Annotated in this window: 12 protein-coding genes, 3 pseudogenes and 1 CRISPR repeat array; of the genes and pseudogenes, 7 read left to right on the forward strand and 8 right to left on the reverse strand. The window is 50.9% G+C overall.

Annotation, left to right across the window (positions count from 1 at the left end):
- Positions 1-566 precede the first annotated feature (566 nt).
- The 4 genes and pseudogenes from NDI45_RS26635 to cas2 all read left to right on the forward strand — a co-directional run bounded on the left by NDI45_RS26635 (position 567) and on the right by cas2 (position 18364).
- The gene (locus NDI45_RS26635) at positions 567-9008 is read left to right on the forward strand and encodes a hypothetical protein (RefSeq protein ID WP_348249532.1); all 8442 of its coding nucleotides are present in this window, start codon (positions 567-569) and stop codon (positions 9006-9008) included.
- Positions 9009-9021: 13 nt separating this feature from the next.
- A complete protein-coding gene (locus tag NDI45_RS26640; RefSeq protein WP_348249533.1) occupies positions 9022-16986 on the forward strand; it encodes a DUF4114 domain-containing protein in 7965 nt (2654 codons plus the stop codon).
- Positions 16987-17344: 358 nt separating this feature from the next.
- Positions 17345-18085, forward strand: a pseudogene (cas1, locus tag NDI45_RS26645) (CRISPR-associated endonuclease Cas1); the annotation flags it as partial.
- A 6-nt stretch (positions 18086-18091) separates the two neighbouring features.
- Positions 18092-18364 carry a CRISPR-associated endonuclease Cas2 gene (gene cas2, locus NDI45_RS26650; RefSeq protein WP_348249534.1) on the forward strand — a complete coding sequence of 91 codons (273 nt, stop codon included), beginning with the start codon at positions 18092-18094 and terminating at the stop codon, positions 18362-18364.
- A gap of 249 nt (positions 18365-18613) precedes the next feature.
- A CRISPR array of direct repeats spans positions 18614-19299; the repeat unit is 37 nt; unit sequence GTCATGATCATCTAGAAACCCTTTCAGGGATTGAAAC.
- Here the strand turns inward: cas2 and NDI45_RS26655 are convergent.
- The 5 genes and pseudogenes from NDI45_RS26655 to NDI45_RS26675 form a co-directional block, all read right to left on the reverse strand.
- A pseudogene (locus tag NDI45_RS26655) lies at positions 19300-20138 on the reverse strand (IS1 family transposase); the annotation flags it as partial. It lies immediately after the preceding feature.
- Between the two features lie 189 nt (positions 20139-20327).
- Entirely contained in the window at positions 20328-20603 is a 276-nt protein-coding gene (locus NDI45_RS26660; RefSeq protein ID WP_348249535.1) for an HU family DNA-binding protein, read from the reverse strand.
- A gap of 196 nt (positions 20604-20799) precedes the next feature.
- Positions 20800-20973, reverse strand: coding sequence for a hypothetical protein (locus NDI45_RS26665; RefSeq protein ID WP_348249536.1), 174 nt, complete (start codon positions 20971-20973; stop codon positions 20800-20802).
- On the reverse strand, positions 20948-21343 hold the full coding sequence (locus NDI45_RS26670; protein WP_348249537.1) for a hypothetical protein: 396 nt from the start codon (positions 21341-21343) through the stop codon (positions 20948-20950). The genes NDI45_RS26665 and NDI45_RS26670 overlap by 26 nt, the downstream gene beginning before the upstream one ends.
- A 477-nt stretch (positions 21344-21820) precedes the next feature.
- Positions 21821-21910 (reverse strand): annotated as a pseudogene (locus NDI45_RS26675) (IS6 family transposase); the annotation flags it as partial.
- Positions 21911-22008: 98 nt separating this feature from the next.
- Here NDI45_RS26675 and NDI45_RS26680 point away from each other — a divergent pair.
- From NDI45_RS26680 to NDI45_RS26690, 3 genes are all read left to right on the forward strand, one after another.
- Positions 22009-23007, forward strand: a complete 999-nt coding sequence (locus NDI45_RS26680) for a zinc-dependent alcohol dehydrogenase family protein (RefSeq protein WP_348249538.1) — start codon at positions 22009-22011, stop codon at positions 23005-23007.
- A 20-nt stretch (positions 23008-23027) separates the two neighbouring features.
- A complete protein-coding gene (locus NDI45_RS26685; protein WP_348249539.1) occupies positions 23028-23348 on the forward strand; it encodes an EthD domain-containing protein in 321 nt (106 codons plus the stop codon).
- Between the two features lie 293 nt (positions 23349-23641).
- The gene (locus tag NDI45_RS26690) at positions 23642-24088 is read left to right on the forward strand and encodes a hypothetical protein (RefSeq protein WP_348249540.1); all 447 of its coding nucleotides are present in this window, start codon (positions 23642-23644) and stop codon (positions 24086-24088) included.
- A gap of 121 nt (positions 24089-24209) precedes the next feature.
- Here the strand turns inward: NDI45_RS26690 and NDI45_RS26695 are convergent, their stop codons facing one another.
- The 3 genes from NDI45_RS26695 to NDI45_RS26705 form a co-directional block, all read right to left on the reverse strand.
- Complete coding sequence (locus tag NDI45_RS26695) at positions 24210-24752, reverse strand: GNAT family N-acetyltransferase (RefSeq protein ID WP_348249541.1); 543 nt, start codon at positions 24750-24752, stop codon at positions 24210-24212.
- Between the two features lie 275 nt (positions 24753-25027).
- Positions 25028-25642 (reverse strand): class I SAM-dependent methyltransferase, encoded by a 615-nt coding sequence (locus NDI45_RS26700; RefSeq protein ID WP_348249542.1) that lies wholly within the window; start codon positions 25640-25642, stop codon positions 25028-25030.
- A 143-nt stretch (positions 25643-25785) separates the two neighbouring features.
- Complete coding sequence (locus tag NDI45_RS26705) at positions 25786-26538, reverse strand: glucose 1-dehydrogenase (protein WP_348249543.1); 753 nt, start codon at positions 26536-26538, stop codon at positions 25786-25788.
- Positions 26539-26680 lie beyond the last annotated feature (142 nt).

Raw genomic sequence — 26680 nt, forward strand, 5'->3', positions numbered from 1 at the left:
GTAGCTGATGATTTCGCCGGGGAATCGATATCGAGAGTACATGGGCAAGCAGGCGCGAACGAAGTTAGAGCAGTACGGATTATTCTACTTTCTGCTTAAGTTGACAATACCGTTCGAGTTGAAATTGAAGCGTATGGCGACTAAGGCTAAGGGCGGTTTCGAGAACCTGCGTTGTTCCGGTCTACCACACTCTTCCTAAAATACAAGCGTTGTTTATTGTTCCAATGCTACCTAAACCCGGAAATGAGAAAAAGCCGCCAATTAATGAAGTCAAGTTTGGGCAACTGGTTATGCATAAATCTGATGCTCTTTTCCAGAGGAAGTAGAGGAAATCTTCAGAAATTTTAAACCCTCATAAGCCGGAATATAAAAGCTTTCCAAGAAATGGTACCTGAGCGGGTACTACAAGAATCTAAAGGGTATGGCTGAGAATTGAATCATTCATGAAATCAGACTAGCAAGCTGCATAACGAACAGAATTTTGGTTTCACGCTAGGACAACCATTTTGTATTCGCTCGATTTGACGGGATGCTTGAATCGCTCAAAATTGATGGAGGACAATAGATTGAACTCATCCGACAACCGCAATACCCCTGCTTCGGGCAGTAGGACAGTTCCTCTAGCATTTCGACTGAGCGATCGCCCCAAAGCTGGTAGGTTTTCAGTTTTAGCGCTGACGCAGATCGACCAGCCCGTTCCGGTAGACGGGACTCCAGCCGCTCCGCTTCCAGAAGAACTTGAGATTACCGCAGTGGCGCTGACGCTGGCTGATGGATCTGGCGCAGCAGAATTGGGGCTGAGGATTCCGCTGGCAGGTGGCAGCATCCCGCTTAAACTCAAGCTTGCCCAAACTTCCACCGAACAAAGCCAGATCTGGGACATAGCTGCAAATCAATCCGCAACCTTTGATATTTATGCGATCGCAAATAACGCTGAGCTGCCAGCTCCACAGTCCTGGAGATTAAACCTAGATGCCATTAGCGATGCAGAAAGTCTCATTAAAATCAATGCGAATCTGAATTGGTCAGTGACTCGCGAAGATAACGGGGCACTGAATCAATCCGCAACGCTAGAAACACAGCTCAATGCCCCATTTCTACAGCAGCCGCTAAGCTGGAACTTTGCTGCCACGAATACGCCTGCTTCCGGTCAAATCAGTTTTTCAGAGTTTACGCGCGCAGAAGACCAGCTCAAATTTTCGGTTGACTCCGTTTTTCAGATTCTAGACACATCGCTCCCTTTTGTTTTGAGTGATAAACTTGCGGCGAATTTACTGATCGGCTTGAAAGACGGCAAGATTGGGCTGCGTCTCGAAACCGGAATTGCCGAAAAACTAATCATTGATCTGGGTTCACCGCTGGCACAGCTCACGCTAACAAAAATTAGTTTGGTGCTGGACTCGTTGCAGGGACTGGCTGTCTCTCATTCGGGCACAGAAACCGCTGCTGAACTAGCACTCGATATATTTGCCTTTGCGCCTGCCGACGATAAATTTATCAATAACCTCTGGTTTAATGATGCTGCGATCGATAGCCCATCCCCGGTCTTCGATCATCTGTTGAAATTATCCTCTGCCACAATTCCGGCACTGCCCCAGCTCATTTTCTGGCAGGACAAATTTCCAAGAATCCGCAAAGAATTGCTGGCTGCCCTAGGCGCAGAACTGAATCAGCTTATTGTCAATGAAAAGCGCAAGCTGCAAGCCTTTACGGGAGATTTGCTGGGAACTGTGCTGCCCTGTCGAGTTCGGTTTCAAAAACCTAAGGCAGGGGAGCTTAACATCAATCAAAGCGAGGCAAGCTGGACGTTACAGGTGCCGCTCACTGTTCTGGCAGAGGGGACAGATAGCCAAAAGACACCGATTTTTCGGGCAACCGGGCAATTCGGCTTCAATCTGCCAGTCAATCCGATCGATCGTAATTATCTCGATATCCAAACCGGCGCATTTGCGGCAGAGAAAACCGTTGATCTGGAAGTAACAGAAACGATCGTTTCCAGCCTATCAGATCTGATTTCGCTTTCGATTCCGCAAGGTTCGGTGTTTCGCTTTTATACCGATCCGCGCCGTCCACAGTTTGAGTGGCAGGTTGAGGCATCCCGCAAAAAGACGCCCTACAAAATTGCAATTCGCATTCCAGCATCCCAGTCTAAAGACCTGAACCGCGCCGAACCCGATCGGTTTACCTTCGAGATGTCAGAATTTGCGCTGCGATCGGGTGGTTTTGATCTGAAGGGGGCTGTGCGTGTGGAAAGTGTGCCGCTGCTGGGCGACAAAACCGGGTTCAGTCAGCCGCTTGCTGTTAAAGAAGTGCAGGGTAGTTCCTCGAATGGAACCCAACCGCCCAAAATTGGTGAAATTGCTTTCCGGCAGAGTCGTCTGGTGGCAGGGAGTTTGCAGGCATCGACCCAGCTCACCTATTTTGATGATGCGATCGTTACCTTTACGCTGCTGGTTTCTCAGAATGAAGTCAACAGAAAGCTTGCTGTTGTAGGCAGCGTCGAGATTTCAGCACTAGCCGAGTTTCATGTCGATGCGCTGTTCGCCACATTTCAGATCGATGTTTTGCACCTTCAAGTGACATACAGCACGGGTAAATGGAGCAGTACAGGAGCGACATCGGGACGAATTAAATTTCTGCCACCGCAGGGACGATCAGCAGGTGAGATGGGCGAATTGGCAGCGCTGTTTAAGGGCATTACGGCTGAATTTGAATCGTTAAACCCGGTGGAACTGGGAGCTATCAATTTAAGAATTACCTTTCCGCCCCAGCAGTTTGAGTTTGCCAGCATTTTTGCGATCGATTTGCGTGGCATTCAGATCAACCAGGGAGCGGGCGGCTTTGGTTTACTGGGAGACATTACGCTCCAGCGTTTGCCCGGTGTCGATACACAGCTCACCTTTGGCGGAATTACTCTGAAGCCGCAAGGTCGGGGACAGATTCCCACGTTCGACGTTGCCATGATTGGTGCCAGCTTTAAAGTTGCAGGCGGCTTTGAAATTGACGGGGCACTTGCTCGCATTAAGGACGATCGTGAAACCGGGTTTGGCGGTGCGGTGCGCGTTAAAACCGAGGCGCTAAGTTTGAATGGACTGGTGAAACTGACCTTTGCCAGAACCCTCAGCGGGGAAGCAGTTCCAACGCTGGCAGTTTATCTGGAAACGGAAGTCGATATTTCCCTGTTCGCCGGATTCTTCCTGCGGAGTCTGGGGGTGGGTCTGGGCGTGAATCAGGCATTGGACGGACTTCAGGATAAAACCCTGCCGTTGCCTCAGCGCATCAATCGATTTGTCAACGATCCAAAGGGCTTGCCTGACCCACAGCGACTGGCATCCTGGGTGCCAAACCCACCTGCTCGATCGTCCCAGGCAATTAACTGGATGCTTGTGGCATCAGGCTTGATTACCTACGGCAGATTGCCATCCAACCAGGAACACCCGCTGGCGGGCGGTATTCTGCTGGCGATCGATCAGGATTTAGACATCGTGGCAGGTGTCAATCTCTGGCTGTTCACCACACTCGAACAAACCGAACAAACGGCATTTATTCGCAATCCAGCAGCAAGAGGGGCGATCGCCATTTCTCCGCGCGAGCAGCAGGTGTATGGGCTGTTTCGGACGCTAAAAAATCCCAAGTTAAGCGATCGGGCACCGCAGCTTCTGGGTCAGGTTCTGAGCGCGATCCAAACGTCGCTAATGTTCGTGGCCGATCGGAATGGCTTTTTGTATGAAATCGGCTGGCCCTGGGAAACCAAAATTCAGTATGAGCTGGGTCCGCTGCGCGGCGAGCTGCTGTCCGGTTATCGATTTGGCATCTATCGGGGTGTGATCAGCTTTGGACTCAACTATGCGGTGCGCGTTGTGCTGAATGCCCAGGCGGAGATTGGCTTTAACACCCGATTCGGTGGGGCGGGCGCGTCGCTGAGTGTCTATGGTGAAGGCTATTTTCGCTGCTCGTTTATCGGTGCATTAACTTCCAGTTTCACGCCCTATCTGCTGGGCAAGGTGCAGATCAAGGCGATCGTCGAGGTCAAAGTATCTGCCTATGCAGAATTTTCCGCTAAGATATTTGGCAAAAAAATTACGCTGCTAAAAATCAACTTTAGTGCCGCCCTCAAGATCTCGATTTCGGCATCGCTGACGGCAGCCATGGAAGGAACCAGCATCGGTTTTGATGGCGTGGCTCAGGTGGCTGTGTCGATCGCAGGCTATCAGCTTTCGGGCAAAGTGCCGCTGCGCTACAACGAAGGAAGAATTAAGCAGGTGGAGGACAAGCTGGTTACGCTGCTGCCCCGTCCATCCGGAACCGAAGGGCGATCGATCATGGCGCGAGGGGGAAGGCTTACGACAGAGCCAGGTGAACCGTTCTGGAACTATCATTTCTGCTGGGTGGGAACGCAACTGCGCGTCTTGATTTTTCCCAGACCGGAGCAGGGCTATCCAGCGATCGATGAACTTCCCTCTTCTGTTGAGGCTCCCCGTTTTCGGATTAGGCTCGAACAGCCGGATAAATTCCAGGGATTTTTAGGCTCGGCGCGGCAAACGGATGGAATTTTGCAGGGCGATACGCTGACCTGGACTGAAAACCTGAATGAAGTCGTGATGTCCGCAGAGGAGATTCGTGCCAATCGCGATCCGTCTGATCCGATCGAGAATTATCAGGATATTGAGGATTTGCAGGTTCGCAATTTCCTGGCATCTCTGTCTAACTCCCAGCAGAATCACGATCGGGCCCCAACGCAGCGCCGGGAAGTGATTGACATCCGCACACAAAATCCCGCAAGCGCAAATGTCGATGACGAAACGGCTGGAATTACTCGTGAAGGCGTGTATTCGCCTAATTTCAAACCCGATTATCAGGATGACAGTTACGACCGTAAGCTGCACGACGCCTGTACCCTCGATACAACCCAGAATCCACGCAGCATAGCCAGCCAGGAAACCGACGCCGGACTCTCGCCGGAACTGCTGGTGGCAGAATCGCTGTCGCTGATCAAAGACACCAAAGCACAACCGGGTGTGAAAGCGCCTGATTACACGATCGCCGCCCATCTCAATCTGGTTCTCGTCTTTGACGCACCCGAAGGCGTTGACCCAACCGATGTAGACGCTGATCCGGTAGGCAGAGTGCTGGATTTGAACAGCCTCCTAGTTCAGGAGAAATCGATGTCGCTGCGGTCTGCTATTAACGATTCAGCCAGGGAATACGATTTGATTCCGGGAGTCTATTTCCAGTCGAAATCGGAGATTTGCCTCACCTGGACATTTAAGTATGAAGATGAAGATCTGAGCAAAAACAACGGCTCGAATAATGGTTTAGATAATGATTCAAGTAACGATTTAGATATCGATTTAGATAGTAATTTAGATAACAGTGAGAATAATCGCTCAAACGGCTTAGAAGAAACACGGATTAGCGAGGCATATCGGGATCTCGATCGCTTTGTCGTCACGCGCACCATCTTGCAGCGACCTACCCAAACGAGTATCACCGAAGTTCGTCCTGCCTGGCTTCAAAGTGGCTCTGACTCCAATACAGCCTGGATTCGCCCACAATATCAGTTCGTTGACGATTTCTCTGGACAGGCAGATGCACCCCAGGACGGCGATCTGGTGCGCTATGTCGTAGAGGCAAGGACACTGAACGATCGCGTTTTAACCCGCTGCATTATCAACGTCGTTCGACAGACGATCGAACCGCTTCAGCCGCCCAGTCAATCCCTCGCACTGCACCGCCTTCAGTTTGCCAGCAACCGCACCTATGAGCCGGGCAAAATTGAGATTGCCATTGCCGAAACAGAGCAGGATTTAACCCCGCAGCAGCTCAGACTTCGCTATCGGCTGATTCCGGCTTCAACGGTGGGCGATTACGGTTTTGAAGTGAATCCGGGCGTACAAACTCAGTGGAGTGATGCCATTCCGGGACAGCAGAAGGTTCTGAATGGGATTGATGTACGCTTTGCCGATGCCGCCCAAAGTCGCCCGATGCCCTGGGACGAAGTGCAAGAATTCACTGTTGATGCCAATCGCTGGCAACCGCTCGTAGTTCAGGAATCGAATCAGGTAGAACCAACGCTGCTGGGCTATCGGCTGGAGCTTGAGGAAAACGAATTCTGGCAGAAAATTAATTCACTCACGCCGGGAATGGCAGTAGAACTGTTTGTCGGACGCGAAGATTGGCAGGCTGGACAGATTAGCCGATCGCCCCTGGTTCGCTGTCGCCATGCAGTTCAGTTGCCTACCATTCAGACAATTCCGGACGCATCCGCTTCAGACTCTAGAGAGGCAGACCTGACCGAAAATCAGGACACTGCCGCTAACGTCAATTATTTCGGCAAAGGCAATACGGTAAACGCGATCGAGAAACTGCCGACGATTGCCCCTGAAACCAGCTATCTCGATCCGAGTTTTGTGCAGGTCTGGGCAAATTACCCACCTCAAGAATTAAAAGATTCACAGACCGACGAATCACAAATAGACGGATCACAAACAGACGCACAGCCTCAATTACCCATCACGCTACAGCTCCTCTGGCGGCACGACCTATCTTGTCGCGGCGGCGCAAATGCCTTTTGTCCGATCGTCGATTCCGCGACGCAAGCTCCTGTTTTTGCCCCTGTAACGGGCTATCGAATTTATCGAGCCGATGCCTACTCGCCCATTGAATATATTCGGGATGATGCTCAAAAGACACTTCTGGCGAAACCCGAATTAACTGTAAGGGCAGTGCCAGAGTTAATGTACAAATCACAGCCAGGAACGATCGAAGTTTCAGCGAAGGGAATGGGGCAGGAGATTCTAGCAGACTGGCAGCAGGCAGGCACAAAAATCGAAAATTTATGGGCTTCGGGAACCACTGCAACTGATCCGAATAATTTAATTCCCCTTGAAAAAAGCTATGCGGCTGCTCCAATCTGGCTATTTGAGCCAATCCAGGAACTGCTTGAAACGATCAGGACAGAACTCGATCGCGACAAGGCTGGACATCGCTACATTCTCAAGTTCCGCTATCCGCTGGAGGACAGAAGCCCCGATGCGGTTTCACGGGATGGAGAAACGCTGAGACAGCGAATCGAAAAGCTGATTGCAACACTTGATCCGAAGCAAGATCCGTTTGGCTGGTGGGCGCTGGAATCGCTGGGGTTAAGCTGCGAATGCATTTTTGAAGACGCTGAAGGTTACCCGATCGACGCAAAAAATCTGATCGATCGCCTGCGCGAAGCCCTGCCACCGCAAACCGCGTTCCCCCTCAGTCTTGTCCTATTCCTGGCAGAGGATGGCGTTACCTTCCTCAATGTATTCCGCATTCTCTGTGCCTCAATCCCCCCTGCATTTCAAGATATGTTTGGCTTTGGTACGGCTCTGGGACTGCGGCTGATGGGTCGAAAGGATCGGGCGGATGTTGTGCCCCTGGACAGTCTGGATAGTAAAGATATCCCTGAAGCAGATAGGGAACTGTTAACGGGACTGTTAACGGGATGGTTGAAGCAAATCAGAACCCGCTGGAGTCCATCAACGGGCGAATCAGGTAAAGTCAGCGTTTATCAATTTGTGCCGAGCCGCACAGTAGAAAAAACCGATCGCACAGCCGCAGCACAGCGCAGTCTACCGATCGACTCCGAGGAAGGCTTAATCCGCTATGAGCTGCCAGTTCCCGATCGCTGGGCACACCAGTATGCGATCGCGCTGCAAATCATTCGTCGCTATGACCTGTTGTGGAGCCATTTGCAGCCCCAGTCTGTCGGATTAGAGGCGCAGCCCGTTGGATCAGAGACGCAGCGCATTCCCTACCGTCAGCTCAAGCATACACAGGTTGATCGATCGCAGCCGCTCGTGTCCCAAACCCTGGTGGCCTTGCCGATGGTCGGCGGCATTCAAAGCATTGTTTTTGTGCATCCGGCAGCATTTGCCGCAACAGCCTCCGCAGTGAATGCGGTTCACGGACAGTATTCAGGACAGCGGGTATTTTTGCAACGCCGGATCAAGGAACGGCAGAAGATTCTGCAAATTTATCAAAATCAGGAGGCATTTCCGGTTGAGTGGGATCGCTACCAGGTCTGGCTGAATCTGCCCCACGACGATCGCCCCGACAGCTTTGAAACGATCGTGCCCGGTCCTCAAGTGCTGCGAGACGAAACTGGAAAGTGGAACACGCTGGCGCTTGACCCGATGCAGGGAACAGAATCCGGCATTTACGCCGCCGATCGCTATGTGTTTCCTGATCTGCCGGGATACTACGAGTATCAGGTCGGGGTGTACAGTACGGCAGGGCGTGTGTGCAGTCCGATTACCCAAACTGAATTTGTGACACCGCTCTATGACCAGGCAACCAGTCCCCCGGGCGATCGTCCTGCTCTGGAACAGCCGCGCCAGCAGCCCCGCTCCGTAGACTGTCGCGATGTTGTGTTTGACCCGCAGCAGAACCGTTTCCAGCTCAAGATTCGGCTGATTCATGCCCGCTACCATTTGCGCGATGAAATCAGTCCTCTGTGGGTAAATGCGGAAGAACGGCTTGCCTTGGGGGGTCAGGAAATGCGCTACGGTAGCCTGCCCGATCTGTATCTCAACTATCAGCTTTATCTGCGCGTCAACCCCAACGAGAAAACTGCAAATCCCGTTTTGCTGCCCCTCGCCGAAATCAGACCACCGCTGGGTAAAGCTGCCAGAGCAATGAAAGACGAATCGGAAGTGCGGGATGCGTTTGTGGCTCAAGCCCAGGCTGCGGGAGTGGTGATTCAGCTTGAGAATGACGGTGATACACCCGAAGCCGTACTGCCCGTTTCCCAGGCAGAAGTCGATCGCGAGATTGAGCGCTTGGCACAGGGCGAACTCTATTTCGATTTAACCCTGGCACTACGGGGAGAAGCGTCTGCTAAACTGCTGTCCGACATTCGCGCCTATGTGCTGCAAGACACCGATATAGATGCCCAGCGACAGCGCAGCCGTAACCTAATTTATCTGGCAGTGGCGCGGGAAGGGATCTGGTCAGATATTCAGCCGATTGAATAGAAGGAGAACGATCGTGACGGTTAATCCCCAGGTTCAGCAAATTCAGATTCGATTGCTCCTGCCGCTGTACGGAGACGGGGCACAAATAGACGCCATTCTGGAACGGGCGGACGGACAGCCGTTTAACCTTCTGCCAATTCGCTACCGTGAAAATCCTGCGACAGCCAGCAGCGACAGCCAGTGGTACTGCCAATATACCGATCGCATTACAGTTCGCGTTCAGATTCAGCTAAACGGGCAAATCCGGCAATGGGAACCGCAGGAAATTGTTTACACAAAAGAGAAGCCGCTGGCGCTGGGATTGGGGCGATCGGGCACAGAGCCGCTTTTCTTTCTGATCCAGGGAATTTTGCTGATTCCGATCGTGCCTGAAATGCAAGTAGACGATTCGCCCCTACAGTCGCTCTGGATTACCGGAGATGCAGCAGCCGTTCAATTTCTGCTGTTCCACCCCACAGGACTGCATCTAGCAGGAACTTTGCCCGCACCGTTTTATGCCTCTGGTCAGCAGCAGCTTACGGTTTTGCGCGTACCGCAGACGCCCCTGGAAGACGAGATTCGATCGGATGATCCGCTGGCGCAAGCCTTTCCTGACCTGAATCTGGAACAGCAGCGGTTCTGGTCACTTCAGGCGCTAGAGCTACCCCAATTTACAGAATTGGAAAACCATTCGGCGATCGAACAGGTGAAGGATTGGGCAAATTATTTGGAACAGTTTCGTCTACCCGAAGATCGAAAGCTGCAAACCTTTGTTGATAATATTGAGTGTCAGGCTGGGGAAAACTGTATTGTTCAGATTTTTCAGCTCAATCAGATTCAGCCCGATCAGATTCAGTCGAATCAAAACAACGGTGAACTCAAAACAATTTACTGGATCGGCAAATTTATTAATACAAGAATATCGATCGGCGGCAGTGATGTTGCGGAAGCCAGTTTTCAGCCGCAGTTCCTCACCGGACAGCTCCAGCAAGGGCGCTCGGGACAGTGGACGGGACTTCAGGTACAGTTTGAAACATCGCGCAGTGGGGCGACCGTTCCGGATATTCAGCTTTCGCTGATGCGGCTGTCTACAATTCTGTCAGGTAATGGCGTTCTGCAAACTCCTGGCAAAGACAAGACGGGCAAAGACAGGACGACAATCAAAATTACGGTGATCGATCGCAGTGCCGATTTTACGAACGAGTTTGGACTGTTTCAGGTCGATGATGCAGAGGGGCGGGTAGATGGTTTGCTGCCTGGAGATGCGGGCTATGCGGCAGCGGCTCTTGCGGATACTCGTCGATTGCTGCTGCTCAGTGCGAATCAGTCTGAAGTCACACAAACGCTCACTGCTGGAATGTTTGTCGGCAGCTATCTGATTCAGAATGATACAGCCGCAGGGTTTCTCGCCCGTAATCGGGCAAACGACCCAAACCGGGTGCCGCTGGCTTTCTTCTCGGTCGCTGCCAATCCAGACGGTCAAGTTCACGCGCAATGGAACGAAACCGATGGACTCATTCAGCTTGCCTGGGAAGATAGTTTGAACGGCGGCGATCGCGATTTTGACGATCTGGTTATTACCCTAGCTGGCGCAGAATCCGTTCAGGGCAGCGTGGAATTTCGGCTTGCGGAAACCCCGATGCAGGCGATCGCAATTCCCAGCAGAGCGCTCCCACTCAAAGTTCCTGAAGAAATTTCCGTCTATCGTTCCTGGATGTGTACCGAGACGGGCTGGCTGGCGATCGACAGTACCGCCCCTGAAGCCAACATTGACCCAGAGCAGGTGACGCAGGGAGCCGTTTTCGGCACGATCGATCTCAATAAGTTATATGACCGCCTGCAAATTAGCTCTGGCAGTACGGACACTTCAGTTCAGGCACAGACCTTAGCGCAGAGTTGCGTCGCAGTCCGGTGGCAGCCAAACCAGCTCAGTCTGGAAATCAGCAAGCCTTTGCTGACGCTGATTAGTCCGCCCGTCTGGTTTCAGGATGCGGATAATCCTACTTCAGCACAAACGCCGTTCATCCTGCCGACGCTCACCAGTCCCTCCGACGAAACCGACCCTGAGCAAATTCTGCGAGCCAGACTGCTGCCTGCTGTCTTTGTTTCTGCTGCCGTCGTCAAGCCACAATCTCAAGGACGACTGCCCATCAGTGCGATTGTCCAATTTGAGCAGCTGACGTTTCAGTTTAAGCTGAAGCATGGAATTGTGGCAGATAAACCGCAGCCCCTATTTGCAATCAATCCTACGCTGCAAATTGAACTAGACCAGTCCGATCGACTGGCGGCAATTCGGCAGCAGTTTGAGATGCAAAAACGCCCCTTGTCTCGACAGGTTGATGTAATCGTGAAGCAAGCCGATCGCCTCTGGCTGCTGATCGATCGAACCAGCCGCAGATCCTATTGGATACGCAAAGAAAACGCTCAGGAGAACGAAGTCGTACCGTTTCAGCTCAACATCTATCAGCCGCTGTTGAATACAGACGAGAATCTGGCAGTGGAACTCGACGCAGAAAAGGCTGAACGTTTGCAAGATTTGTTCGTTGATCAGCAAATAATTCTTTCTCAAAATCTCAGCGTCATCAAGGGAAAGGAACCACAGACCTGGATGGTGTTCGATCGGGACGAACGACGATCCTATCTGGTAGAACAAACTGTTGATCAGTTCAGCGTTTATCCGATTCCGAGCCAGCAGCTTCTAGCATGGAATCAGTTTGCCAGCAATGCGGCAGTTCAGACGCGCAACTATCCGCTGGTTCAGAGCTTTCCTGTGCCGTCGGGCAATAATCAGCAAGGCTTTCTAGACAGCAATCGCGGCTTACTGCCCTGTCAACCTGCAACGGTCAACGAATCGATCGGCATTCGGTTCTCAGCAGGATTACCCGCCTATTCGGTGGAAAATTGGCAGCTTGTCACTCCGCTGATTACGACCCGCTATTTCCTGCCAACGTTACCCGGTATTGAGCTAGATCTGAACGCCCAGCCGATTCAATGGCTCTACCGCCACAGCGTTCCTGTTCTCGATGAAGCCTATGCTGAAGTGAGCGAAATTCCAGCAGACCCGATCGCCAACAGCGGCAACGTGGAGGGGCGAGATTTTACCCGCATTCGCGGCACAGAAGCCTTCCGTTTGCTGCCCGCAGAATTGCCGCGTCAGACGCAGGGCTGGTTGCACAAAACAAATGCCAATCCAGATGGAGCCGTTGAAATTCAGTTCAACGCGGACGATGCCCAGACGATCGCTGGACTGGCGGGACCATCGCCCCAACTTGATTTCACGATCGCTAATCAGCAATCTATCACCCTCAGCCGCAGCGAAAATACAGGCGGCGTCACCTTTCCCCTCCAGGTTGAAGTCACCCCCACTGGATCGCTGCCCGACTTTACTGTCACCGTGGGCAAAGATGCCGCCCCGTATGAGATCAGCAGCAGCGGGCAACCCCTGATCGCCACCTTTGCCGAAGATTTGCAGCGAATTGTGACGCTGGACGGCAGTGGCCAGGTGCAGGAAGAACCGATCGGGGCATTTGTGACACAGCGACAGCCCCAGCAAGACCCACAGCGATTCTACACCGGGAGTTTTGAGCTACTGCCCCAGATCCATCTCGATCTGATCAGCGTGCAGCTCGGCGAATTTTCTGCTGAAGTTCTAACCGATACCTATGCACAGCGCTGGATGCTGCATGACGGCAAGGGCGGCTGGGCAAAACTGAAGGGATTTGCACTGTATCCGCTGCGCCTCCAGCAATTTACGGAAGAAAACAATCAGTTTACGATCGTCCTGCAAGCCGTCTGGCTCCACACGACACCTCAGCCAAACCAAGCCGTTAAGCCTAGCCGATCGGGGGCAGGGGTGACACTGACAGCAAAAGGGAATCTCGACAACTGGGAACTCACGCTGGCAGGCGCGATCGACTGGCGATTTCCCCTGGCGGAGGAGAGCGATCGCTCTGTGCAGTTGGCACGGTTGCAGGCAAACATCCCGTCTCAATCGTTAACCGATCCAACGCTACAGCTAGAACAAACCGAACTCACGATCGCCCATCCCATCGGATTAATTCAGCTCACTGAGACGATCGGCAGAATTGAAGACGCGGGGCAATGCAAAGTCACGGCGCAGTCGAGTTCAACCGATTTTGAGTATAGCCTCTCAGAAACCGCTATCGAAGCGGAGCAGGAGCCGTCGCCGCTGCAAAACTATCGCTTCAGGTGGTACGGTTCAAAGACGCTATCCGCCCCGCCAGCGAGTAACGTAACTTTCCTGGAGCCGACCATTCGCGACGGTGTGCTACAAGTGGCTGACTCAAAGGGAGCAAGCATCAGCATTGTGCGGGATGGCAGTTTTGCCAACGAGTTTGGCTTATTCCAGGTGGATAATGCGGAGGGACAAATTAACGGCTTGTCTCCGGGGAATTCGGGCTACGCCAGAGCTGCCCTGGAACGAAGATTGGTCACGGTTAAACCGGATCAAAATCAGGCACAGGTGACGCTGCCGCAGAATAGCCAGATTGCGCTTTATTTAATCCAGAACGATAGCGCCGAGAATTTCCTCAGCCAAAATCCAGAGAACGACCGCAATAAAACTCCCACTGCTTTCTTCTCAATCCTTGCCGCCAATCCAGATCGTCAGGAACACGTCCGCTGGAAATCCGAGGACAATACAATCATTGCGGGCTGGGAAGATATTTTGGACGGCGGCGATCGCGATTTTGATGATTTGATTGCAACGCTAGTTTTCCTGCCCAATCCAATTGTGCTGTCCTGGGAACTGACCTTTGAGGCAGAGACATGGCATTTCCAGGTGGGCAGCGATATGGCAGACCCGATCGCTCTGTCCCTCGATGCCTACCGCATCAGCCCGCAGAAATTTATTTTTGCTCCCGATGTTCTTGATAGTTCGGCGACAGCCTCCCCTGATTCCCTGCCTCCGATCGCGACGAACTCCTGGTTTGAACGCGCCGAAGCCGATCGCGGTTTAGTGGCTGCCGAATTTAATCTGACTCAGGCAACTGCCCCTGCCCTCAGTGCCCTGGTTGCCGATCTACAGCTCCGATTGTGGGATCGTTTGCAGGACACAGCGGCACCCGTCTCCGATCGCACCCGTCTGATTGCCCGTTTAAAACTTGATTTAATCCGAGACCAGAACGCCATTTTTGCGGAAATGAGCGGTGTACTGGCGCTAGACAATGCGATCCGATTTGTCGATGCGTTGGGCGACTGCGCTCACTGGGTAAAACTATACTTCGATCGCGCCCAGATTCCGATCGCAATATTTCTGGCGTTTCTGGCGGGCAAAGGTTCAGGTTCTCCTTTCCCGATTGCAGGCATTGCCGCCCATACCTTTCAGCTCGGCAACGGTAAAACCTTTCAGTGGCAGTCTCCGCAAACGATTCGACTGACGACCGTAGAGCGATTTGCCAAAACGTTTTTACCCGACTTGCCTGGCTCTGCCCCAGATACCCTCGATACCGCTGAGAACGGGGAAACAGCCCTGGCGATCGAAGCCGGAGCAGTATTTGAACTGTCTGGACAAACGATAACTGCTGCTTCAAATCAAGGCACGGATGCCGATCTCAATGATTCGCTGGTGCAGCTTTTTGTGCGGCAGCAATCCCAGTCGATCGCCAACCCGTCATCCTTTGTGGTGCGTTTGCCGCTGGTGACGCTGAAATCACCTGAAATTCCGGAGCGTCTGCCCGTTATCCGGCTGCAAGAAACCAATTCCGATGGAGTCTACCAAATCTATGAGACGCGGATCGATCGCCAACCGCTGATTCCGCCCTTGACTGCACCCGCGCCATTTCGATCGCCGGACATTCTGAAGCGAACCCTTCAGGCACAGTGGCTGGATTCTGGCTATCTAGGGCAGCTACTTGCACCGGAACTGGGACAGTCTGCCGATTTGCAGCCCGCATTCCTGAATGAGCAAAACCAGATCACGCTAAAACTGCCCTCTACGCTGGGCGATCTGGAGTGGCTGCGGGAATCTACTCTGGGGGAGAACTTGACTGCAGCGACGCTGATTACCGCCTATGCCCTGAATCAGGCTGTTCCTGAGATCGATCAGCCGGTGCGCTTCGAGTATCCTTTTAGCGTTAGCGAACGCAGTGCTTCTGATGCGGCTGCAACAGAAAACTTTCAGCTCATCAGCTTTATTAACGGGAATCTTCAGCAAATTGCCCAGGAAGAAACCTCCAATCAAGACCCGCTGCAATGGGGACGGGCACGACTTCAAGAAAAACGACGCTATGATGCTTCGATCGTTCTACAGGCATTTAAGAGTCCAGTCCTGATTCCGCGATCGTTTGAGGCACTGCGAGAAACGCTGGCCAACTTTTCCCAATGGAGCCTTGATTTGCCCGCTCGGACAGACGCTCCCTATGGGGAAGATCTGGATTCGCGCTGCCAGTTGCCCACAGTTAGCCGGTCTGAGTCACAAACTGGACAGTCTGAGCCAAAAACAATTCAGCGACAGCTCCAGTCCGATGCACGTCTGGGCATGATGGTGTTTGATGCTGCGCCTCAGCGTCCTACAATGGAATCCCGTCTCAAGTCTGCTGCTGCTACGCGATTTCGACTTGCCCCCACTGCGGGAAATGCGGCAGATGCGGGTAAACTGCGCCCGGCTCAAACTCCGACAGCGGATGCAAAGGGACTTTTCGCAATCCAGAAATGGGACGAGGTGGCATTTGTGCAATCAACCCGCGAGCCGAATCGCCCGAATGTCTCGCCCGCCTATCCTGCCGTTAATCCCGGCACAGTCGGACAGCATCCTTCATTTGACCACACCCTGTTGCAGGCGATCGCTTCTGCGGACAATGAGATTTCCCCTGTGACTTCCCCTGTGACTCCCCTGCTGCCGCCCCTGGTAGATGTGGTTGCATGGGCTTGCCGTCCTGGAGAAATGACGCGATCGCTCTGGTCGTTGAATCGTCTTAGCGTCAGCATAGAGGCGCAGCAGCAAATTCAGCAGATTGCCACCAGCCATTTCACCTCGGTTAATTTACGCCGTCCCCGTGCCGTTGCCGCACCGGATGAGCAGGTTCAGCTAGAGGTTGTGCAGCGCTACCAGGTGTTCAATCAAAAATTTAATTACGCCAAGCTACGGCTAACGCAGGTCATGGGCATAACGGCGAAGCCTGAGCCTCAGCAGGTGTATGGTGTTTTAGCCAATAAAAATCATTTCTTCCAATCGGCACCCTCGCGGACTGAAGCAACCAATCCTGCCCTGCTGTCCTATAAGTTAAGTGGCAGTCAGAAGCAGCTTGAAGCAATCAGTCTTTATTTTGTTGCCGATCGAGCCTTTGCGCCGCGCCAATTTGATTCTGCGACAAGTACACAGCAGCTCAGTAAAACCGTGCTGTTCTGGACAAAAGAAGGGCAAGCACCGAACACGCTGCCCGACACCCAAGCTACGATTCTGATCGAAGATCTGCCCAATCCCACGGATTCAAATAGTCAATGGCAGCAGCTTGAACCGTCCCAGGATACCTACGTTCTCAACATTACGAATACAACGCTGAACACGACAGGGAATTTGGAGCAGGCAATTGAGGCACAAATTCCCTCCGATGGTGCGACATCCTATCTGGTTCTTGCCCAGTATCAGGCAACTGTTACAGGAACAGGTTCGCCAACCTGGAATAAAACGACCGATCTGTTTGTGCTGCCGATCGGCTTTGTCAATCAGAACAGCCAAATTCTGTCGCCCAAGTCCAGCGTTGCCCTGCTAGCGGTACCGTCTGCCAAGGAGGAAGCGAATCCGACAACTCTACTGAGCTATGGTCGATTGAGTAATGATGATTTCTCGCCTATCCGGGTCGCAGCTAGTGACGATCGGCGCGTAGAGTGGGTGCGTCAAGCAAACCTGCAAACCCTCGATCGAACCAGCCAAACTGGTACGGGAAACAGTAACACCGTCTATGATCTGATTTTCTATGGCTCTGGCGGCGAACTAATCCCATCAAGGGTGATTTCTGATAAACCAAAAATCCGCTGATCTATGGAACTTGGTTGTGTCGCAAGTGCGCCGAGAAAGCTCGGCTTTGTCTATCAGGTGAAAGTCCTGATTCTGGAAGCCTTGGCAAGGCACCAGATACCGAGTGTTGCGTGAACGTTGGTAACAGCGTTGACGAAGCGTACACAGGGAAGTGATGGGCCGCAATGCAGCAGCGTGAAGGGATCGAGCCCCGCAATCAACCAAAGCTGTGGATGCCGACCTGGTTTGCGACAGGGAAGGCAATACCCAATGAGCCAATTGCCAAGGTTCAGGAGGGTCCACCGGGGTCTCGCGACCGTGGCACGTCACAAAGGCAAAGTCGGGAACTCGGGAGATCCCAAGCAGTCCCCAGTCGTCTGCCCAATGGAAGGCAGTTGCACCGTCTGAACCAGCCTTACATTTGGTCCGAGGATTTGTGCGGGGAAAGCTGAAGAACTATCGCAACGCACTGCTGCGGGCACAGCGAGAATTTCCAGAGCTTCAGTTGCACTCTGCCGTCACACAGCTAGAACAGGCGATCGCGCCAATTGATATCACAGAGACGATCGACTCTTTACGAGGGCTGGAAGGAAGTGGTAGTGCTGCCTACTTTGGCAGTTTTAATGCCCTGATTCGGACCGAAGGCTTTCAGTTTACCCACCGCAATCGCCGTCCTCCCACTGACCCTGTGAATGCGCTGCTGAGTCTCGGCTATGCACTGCTGCGCCATGATGTGCAGAGTGCCGTGAATCTGGTGGGCTTTGACCCCTATCTAGGCTATTTGCATACCCAGCGCTATGGAAGACCCTCTCTAGCCCTGGACTTGATGGAAGAGTTTCGTCCTCTGGTCGTGGATGCGATCGTCCTTAGTGCCATTAATCGACGCATACTGTCTCCTGAAGCCTTTGTAAATGAACCCTTGAGTAGTGCTGTCTCCCTCACCTCTGATGGGCTTCGGGCTTTCCTGCGGCTCTACGAACAGAAGAAGCAGTCCAAATTCAAGCACCCTGTCCTGCAAACTCAATGCACCTATCAAGAAGCCTTTGAAATTCAAGCACGGCTCGTGGCAAAGTACCTGATAGGCGAAACCGAAAAGTATCCTCCACTGGTGCTGAAGTAGGAAACTATGTTTGTAGTCATTAGCTATGACATTCCAGACGATAAACGCCGAACCAAAATCCACAATATCCTCAAATCCTATGGACAGTGGATGCAATATAGTGTGTTTGAGTGTGATCTGAATGCGACCCAGTATGCCAAGCTACGTTCTCGTTTGGGTAAACTGATTAAGCCTCAGGAGGATAGCATTCGCTTCTATTTCCTGTGTAGCTGTTGTCAGGCTAAAGTAGAGCGAATTGGTGGAGAAGCTGTTCGGGATGAGACAATGTTCTTTGTGTAGTGCGCGGAGGGGTAGGTGTTTTTTAACTACCGTATTCAGAATGGCTGGAATAACTGATAGCACAAGGGTCTAGGGCACTTTCCAGAAAATTCATTCCGCGCATTGCTTGAAAAGCTTGCTGTACATAATGTTTAGGGTTTGGGTCAAGACAATGTTGCCGCTCTCACAGCGAGTAATGTTAGGATCTAAAGCAGATCCGCGCAGTCGAACCTTGAAAACTTCATATAGTCCTTATTTCAAGCTGCCGGCGTCATGATCATCTAGAAACCCTTTCAGGGATTGAAACAGAATAGAACCGCTTAAGACGTTTAACGCTTTTTCGTCATGATCATCTAGAAACCCTTTCAGGGATTGAAACTTTCTGCGAAGTATGCAAAGCAAAGTTTAGGCTGCGTCATGATCATCTAGAAACCCTTTCAGGGATTGAAACAGAACTACCCAGTGCGTAAACATTCGCAGGATAGCGGAGTCATGATCATCTAGAAACCCTTTCAGGGATTGAAACCCGATGATGAACGAGAGAATCAGCATTCTAAGCGTGTCATGATCATCTAGAAACCCTTTCAGGGATTGAAACCAGAGAAGAGAATCAATCAAACACTTACCCAGAAGTCATGATCATCTAGAAACCCTTTCAGGGATTGAAACCTCTGGAAGGAGATGAGCAGACACTTTGAAGGCAGCGTCATGATCATCTAGAAACCCTTTCAGGGATTGAAACGCTTCTTTGTAGGTGACTGGCGCGACATCCCCCGTCATGATCATCTAGAAACCCTTTCAGGGATTGAAACAAGGTGAATTCTTTCCCTTGGGAATGCCATTCCTGGTCATGATCATCTAGAAACCCTTTCAGGGATTGAAACAATTTCAATGGCAGCAGCAAGCGTGATTTCTCTGGGTCATGATCATCTAGAAACCCTGGTAATGCCCTAAAGAAGTGTGGGATAAGTCCCTAAATCTGCCCAAGACCAAGGAACATCGGTTAATTTAGCTCGTTGTGCTGCCGTCGTTTTCAACTGGGAATGCTGCCAGATCCAGTTAAAGTAGCTGAGCACCAATCGCACCGTCACCTTAGTTTGTTGCCACACCTTGCCAAACTTGTTCTGTCGTCGATGCCAACGTCCGGTTTGTTGTCGCAAAATGCCATTGGTGCGCTCGTTGCGTTGTGTCAATGTTTTACTAATGTAGTGGTCAACCTCTGTACCCAAGACCCGTTCATATCCTCCCCAACCGTCTGTATTCCACTCAAGACAAGCTGTCTTACCTTCGGTGCTGGCAACCAATTCCTCAATGAACTCGTCCGTGTGCTTGCCCACTCGGGCACTCAGAATCAAACCACTGTCTTTAGCAAGACTGATGCCAATCCAACAGTCCCCTGCTTCTAACTCTTGGTCGTGGCAGTGTTTCTGCTTTTTTCAACAAACGACCAAAACTCATCAGCACCAATCGATTCTGTATTCACATCGTTGAGTTCTTGATTATGCACCATCTGAGCTTTTTGGCTAGCTGCATCAATCACACTGACAACCGTTTCATATGCTAGTCCAGTAATCCGACTAATGCCACGTAAACTGCTGCCTTCGCTGTGAGCTTGTAGAACCACTCGAATCTCCTCAGAAGTGATTTGACGACGGTAGTACAGGGTATCGAACGTCTCAGTAAAGCTCTGTTGGCACATAGGACAAAAGTAGCGTTGGCTCCCTTTGCTTGTTTTGCCATGTCGGTGGGATTTTGGATGATTACAGAATGGACATTCCATTGCTCGAGCAAACACTCATTCTCTTCTTTGAGTTTACCATCCCACACTTCTATTTGGCATGACCTAGAAACGCTTGAGACAGACCATAGCTGCTCCATGTGGGTGCTCCTACAGTACCCGCACAAGAATGCAGAACAGAAGCCGATCGCCCTAACTTAAAGCGGTCGGCTGAGGCTACTGCTGCATTTGTGCCTAAGAGGGTTCTTATTCTGAAACTTTGTCCTTGAACAGTTTGCCAGCCGAGAATGCTGGAACCTTGATGGCAGGAATCGTCATCACTTCCCCAGTCTTGGGATTGCGTCCTTCCCGTTCCTGCCGCTGGCGTGGCTCAAAGGAGCCGAAGCCCACTAGCGTCACCTTATTGCCCTCTGATACGGCTTCCATAATCGAGTCAATCGCCGCCGTTAGAATTGCGTCCGCTTGCTTTTTGCTGACGCTGGCTTTCTCTGCAACCTTGTCTACAAGCTCACCTTTGTTCATGCGAAAGTCCGAACTCAACACTGGAATTGTAGTTCAAACAATCGAGGCTGAAATCCGCATTCTCTCGATCGTAACAATCCGAAACCCGCATTCTGCCGTTGAGCAGGCAATCTAAAGCGCATCATTTAGCTTGTCGCTGATGTCCTTCTGCATAGTGCGGCATGAATCGTCATGAAGCATCAGAGTTTGGATGTTCTTATGTCTGGCGAGCTTCTGCATCGCACTGACCATCAGTCAGGTTCAACGCCTCAACGATGCCGGAATACCAGATGCGGCGGGGAGACATCTTTTTGCTAATGCCAGCAGCGATCGCCGACTCACTAACCAGATTGTAGATTCCTTGCTCAAACCGAGTCATCCAGCCAGCCACAGTTCAAGCAGTCCCAATGCACCTGAACTGGATGGGTTGAACCAATCGGCATCTCACAGTTCGGACACCACCCTGTAAAAAGAGGATGGGTATCGAGTAACTCCAGTTGCTCTGTTAATGTACGTCTCCGGGTCTGCAAAACCAGTTCCCCGTTGTAATAAGCTGCCCCCTCTGGCTGCCATTGCTCCTCTGCATCAGAAGCTTGAGCAGTACCAAGCCCTTCTCCTTCGAGGGCGATCGCCACAAAATCAAGGCACTCCTCTGACGCTAAGCCAAAAGGATGCAGCGTGCAGCGGAGATGTGGATTATGAGTGTAAAACTCACAGGTCTGACACTGTGATGGGTAATAGGGAGCGGGGGAACTGGGCATTGGCTGATTCAGGCTTGGGTTATTTCTACTGTTCCCTGCACTCACACCCCAAACAACCCTTTTCCTGTTTGCAGTTCTGGGAAAGAATTCAACATTCCAACAACTAATTTTCCAGAACTCATAAGGAAAGAAGCTTAGGCAGTTAAGATTAGCCCAAACTCTCATTAATGCACAGATACTTTGTGCCGCCAATGAGGGGTATGGGTAGCAAAGCTGTTATGGAGTGCAAAGTAGCACTTTCATCCCCTGATCTGGCTTGTTAACATCGCTCAAACTCTGATTTTGTCGTTGAGCAACTATTGCTTTGGAGTCAGCAGTACAGACACTGAAGCGAGATGCTTGAGATGCTGAAATCCTTACTGCACTTACACTTTTTCTCCCACTTTGCACCCTGTGACAGCTTTGCTACCCATACCCCATCGTCGAGTACTCCACCTCTACCCCTCGTTCCTGCATCATTTCCTCCAAATCTCGCTAGCTGAGGGAGTAACGGCAATACCAGCGTACGTTCAGTAGGATGATCTCAGCCAAGAAATGCTGCCATTTGAACAGATTAGGAGTAGACATCAGAGAGGAAAGTGCCGTCCTGATTACCTTACCATTCGCTAGTTTTTGCGACACAACCCGTTATTCTAGGAAGAACCTTTACGAAGCAAGACTTAATCATGCCGAAGATCGTGCAATTTTATGAATTTGGCGAGGCAGATGTCCTCAAACTAGAAGACCATCCGTTGGCAGAACCTGGCGAAGGCGAAGTACGCCTTAAAGTCGAAGCCATTGGCTTAAATCGTGCTGAAGTGGGCTTTCGGGCAGGAAGATATCTAGAACTGCCGAAAACGTTTCCGTCAACGCTCGGTTATGAGGCATCGGGTGTGATCGATGCGATCGGGTCAGGGGTGACTGGCTTGCAAATCGGCGATCGCGTTAGCACGATTCCAGCGTTTTCAATGTTGAATTATGGCACCTACGGCGAAAGCGCGATCGTGCCTGCGACCGCCGTGGCTCATTACCCTGAAACACTCTCTCCCACCGAGGGTACTGCTATTTGGATGGCATACATCATGGCATACGGTCCACTCGTCGAATACGGGCAGGTAAAAGCAGACGATTTTGTGCTGATTACAGCCGCGAGTAGTAGTGTCGGATACTCAGCAATTCAGATTGCTAAAACTGCGGGAGCAGTGGCGATCGTCACCACTCGCAGCAACGCCAAAAAGCAAATGCTGCTCGATAAAGGCGTAGATCATGTCATTGTCACAAACGACGAAGATTTGGTCGATTGTGTCATGAAGATTACAAACGGTCACGGTGCTGATCTAATTTTTGATGCGGTTGCCGGATCATTGCTGGAAACCTTGGCGGCTGCGGCTGCACCAGGAGCCACCATTTTTATGTATGGAGCGTTAGATGACACCGCAGCAACTCCTTTTCCCTTATTTGCAGCCCTTCAGAAAGGACTGAAGGTTCAGGGCTATACTCTGTTTGAGATCACAACCAATCCCTTGAAATTAGAACATGCCAAACAATATATTTATGAGGGGCTAGAGACTAGAAAACTCGTACCCATTCTCGATCGGACTTTTACCCTCGATCAGATCGTGGAAGCACATCGATACATGGAATCGAATCAACAAAACGGCAAGATCACTATAACCGTTTCGTAAATCAAACCTTGAGGAAAATCATGATCAAGTACGTGTATTGCATTCGTAAACGGGCAGATCTCACCGACGAGGAATTTCATACTTATTGGAAAGGAAATCATGCGACCTTGATTCGGGGGCTAGCGAAAACGCTGAAGGCAAAGAAGTATATTCAGAGCGATAAACTGGATACCCCACTCAACGATGAGTTTGTAAAATCTCGTGGATTTGATTCACCTGCCTACGATGGTGTAACGGAGCTTTGGTGGGACAACCTAGATGACTTTCTCGCCAGTTTCAGTACACCTGAAGGCATTGAAGCGACAAAACAATTTGGCTCTTACGCTCTTTTGGTGATTTGAGACTTGGGGCACCCTGAAACCTAATTCTCTTGTCGAGGTAGGCAGCGATCGTACCCAATTTCACCAAAAGAGCGTAAGAGTCCGAAAAGCGTGAGACGCAACACTTGTACAACCTCACAAGTTGTCAAATACCGGCGCGGAAAGTCTTTTCTACAATACGGAGCTATTGAGTGTCTCCGGACAAACGTGACCACAAATAGCAGTGTCACAGATTTGATGATGTTTTTAGAGAAAGGTGAGTAGATTTTATGTGTTAGGACACATATAGCAAAAGGGCCCTGAACTAAGCGAAAATGAACAAACTAGGACTGGTGCTCTCGTCCGTTCTAATTCTTCTATCTGGTTGCTTTCCTGCCGTCGGCACTACTACCGAAGGGCAAATCACCTTCAATAACGGCAGTCCAGAACCGCTCAGTACACAAGTCTTTAACAACGATTTGGGCACAGGGGAAACTGATAATCGAATCGTTGTTGAACTGACAGTCGATAAAAGCTTGCTGTGGTCTGGGGATCAGTTTCGGACGGTTATCATCTCCGGTAGCAACGCAGATTGTTTTGCGAGAGACTATATTCGTGGAAAACTGATCAGTGAACTTCGAGGATACTGCAACTTTCCATCCGGCTCCTTCGAGGAGGTTGTTAATGGTAAGAAAATAGCGCAAATGATCAAAGTCAACTTTGATCCAACCGTCCTCGAAGGCGAGAAGGAAAGGGCAAATCGGGAAATTTTAGCCCGTTAGAGGGCTTACGAATAGAAACGTACCATCAGGCAATAGCAGCACAACGTTCCGCTTCACCCGCCGCTAGTAATCTTTCGTTGTTAACCAACCGTCTTGATACGGTCGGTGTGCAAGCGGATTGTTATGCCGTCGCTGCTACAGGACGGCTCATCACATAAACTGCATGGGTCTTATTGCCAAACTGTCGAGGTTCCGTCTTGCGGATCACCTCAAATCCCAAGCTTTTCCAAAACTGTAAGCCTAACTTATGGGCTTCAATCACAGACAATGACACTTGCTTGACTCCCTGTGCTGACACCCAGTTCTCAAAAGCTTGATAAAACGCTGAACCTAACCCTTGACCTCGTTGCTCAGGGCTCAACATCATCAACCCCAACCACCATGTCTGGTTATCTGGGTAGTGTCGAATCGATTCAATCATCCCGATCAGGTCATTCTGTGGATTGAACAACCCCAAAATATATTTGTCCTCAGTCGTTTTTCCATCTGGAAAAGCATTAAACTCGTCACGCGCTGCCGTCGATGAAAGCGGTTGACCATCGGTTAAAAGAGCAAACTCCGTGCATTGCTCGTAGAGGTTTTGCAATACTGCCGCATCCTCTAGTTTAAGGAGCTTTGCTAAATAACCAGAACGATTTAGAGTGAAACTTGTTGAGCTGTTCATACCTTAGTATTTGCGATCGCTCCTAACATAACTTACCCTTGCTATCCTGCTAGCAATTTCAAAAGCACTTTCTCACCAATAGTCTTGAGCATACTTGATCTTGAAAGCTCACAGATACCCACCAAACTAAGCATAGTCGGCATAACGACCAAGCTCAGGCGCGTGCGGTCACTGGTGGTCTACTCTGGAACGATGCCTGGCTGCACGTCGCCTGCAGCGTGGTTTATGGGGAGACGTGATGCATTTTCGTGCACTGTCTTCTGTTGTCGTCCCTATTAAACATTTCTTCCTTGCACGTACACCGTCGAAACAGGCTTCATCATCTTCCGTTCCACTTTGATGTCTTTAAATCCAGCCATTTCCAGAGAGTGTGCGAACCTTTCTCCCGCTTCAGTCGCATCATCTTCCGTAGCGCCAGGGATTCTGGGCTGGTGAACGAGGGCTATGATTCCTCCCGCGCGCAACTGCTCTCTTAGTCGGCTCAGCACGTCAGTCTTGTTATCCCAGAACTGAAAGTTATTAACAGCCAGAATCTTGTCAAATGGGTTGTCGAAGGACGGCAATTGCGATACCGAAGTGAGAACCAATCGCACTCTTCCAGCCGAAAGGGCGCGTTGATTTCTTTTTGAAGCTTGCCTGAACATCACTTCAGAATGATCGATACCCCAAATAACACCATAGATCACAATTTCACTCATCTTTTGGATCGTTACTCCAGGCCCGAAACCGATTTCCAGGACGCGGTCGGAGGGTTGCAGGTTAAGCAGGGAAATTGCCCACTCATTGCGTTCAAGATTTGATGGCCGATATGCCATGATGAAGCCAGTGATATTACCAAAAAATCCTGTGGGGCGGGCGAATTGTGCTACAACTCTCTCTACAAGGCTCATAAGATACCTCCCTAACCGTCTTGTCGCCAGAATACAGACATACAAGGCAAAGCGGTCTAACGGTTCGCTTGAGCGGTTGTAAATGACCTTCGCAAGCACCAGGACCTCCAACAATCCGCTCCAAGCGAATGTTCGACTGCAATCTACTGCACCGTGTAACCACCATCAATCACTAAATTATGTCCAGTAATGTAAGAAGCATCATCAGAACATAGCCAAACGACTGCTTTAGCGACCTCCTCCGGTTTTCCACCTCGTTTAAGTGGTACACTCGCTTCCATTTGCTGCAACGTGTCTTGGGGAACCTCGGCGAGTAAGTCGGTCAAAATTAGACCTGGACTAACGCAATTGATCCGAATTCCTTGCCCTCCGTATTCCATTGCTGCGGTTCGGGTTAGAGCAACTACACCTCCTTTGGCCGCGGTATAGCTAGCAAAATTAGGGACACCAATTACTCCACCACCTTGAGATGCCATATTGACGATCGCCCCACCTCCACTTTTGAGCATCGCCGGAATCTCGTATTTCATCGATAACCACACTGCCTTTAGGTTAACGTTCAATTCCAAGTCCCATCCTGTTTCCGATAGTTCAACGAGAGGAGTTGCTTTGCCAGCCCCAGCATTGTTGAACACACAATCAAGACGACTGTAAGCCTGCAAGGTTTGATTGATGAGTGCTTCAATATCTGCTGCCTTTGTAACATCAGTCTTGATGAAAAATCCCTCACCGCCAGCGGCTTCGACCTGCTGAACTGTTTCCTCGCCTTCGGACTCTCTGCGAGCCGCAACAACGACCTTCGCTCCTTGTCTAGCTAACTCGATTGCAGCCGCTCGACCGATTCCAGAGCTTCCACCTGTGACAATCGCAACCTTTCCACTCAGTCCAAGACTCATATTACTAGCTCCGGTTTACAACTGCCCTTATATCAATTTAATGTGATGCTGCATAGAATAGTGCTTCCAGAATAAAGTTGTAGGACGAAACCGACATCACTTGTTCCAACGTCAGTTGATCAAATAATTCTTGAACTCGTTC

Origin of the sequence: Leptolyngbya sp. GB1-A1 (assembly GCF_039962475.1) — a bacterium.
In the GTDB taxonomy this organism is placed as follows: Bacteria; Cyanobacteriota; Cyanobacteriia; order Elainellales; family Elainellaceae; genus Leptolyngbya_A.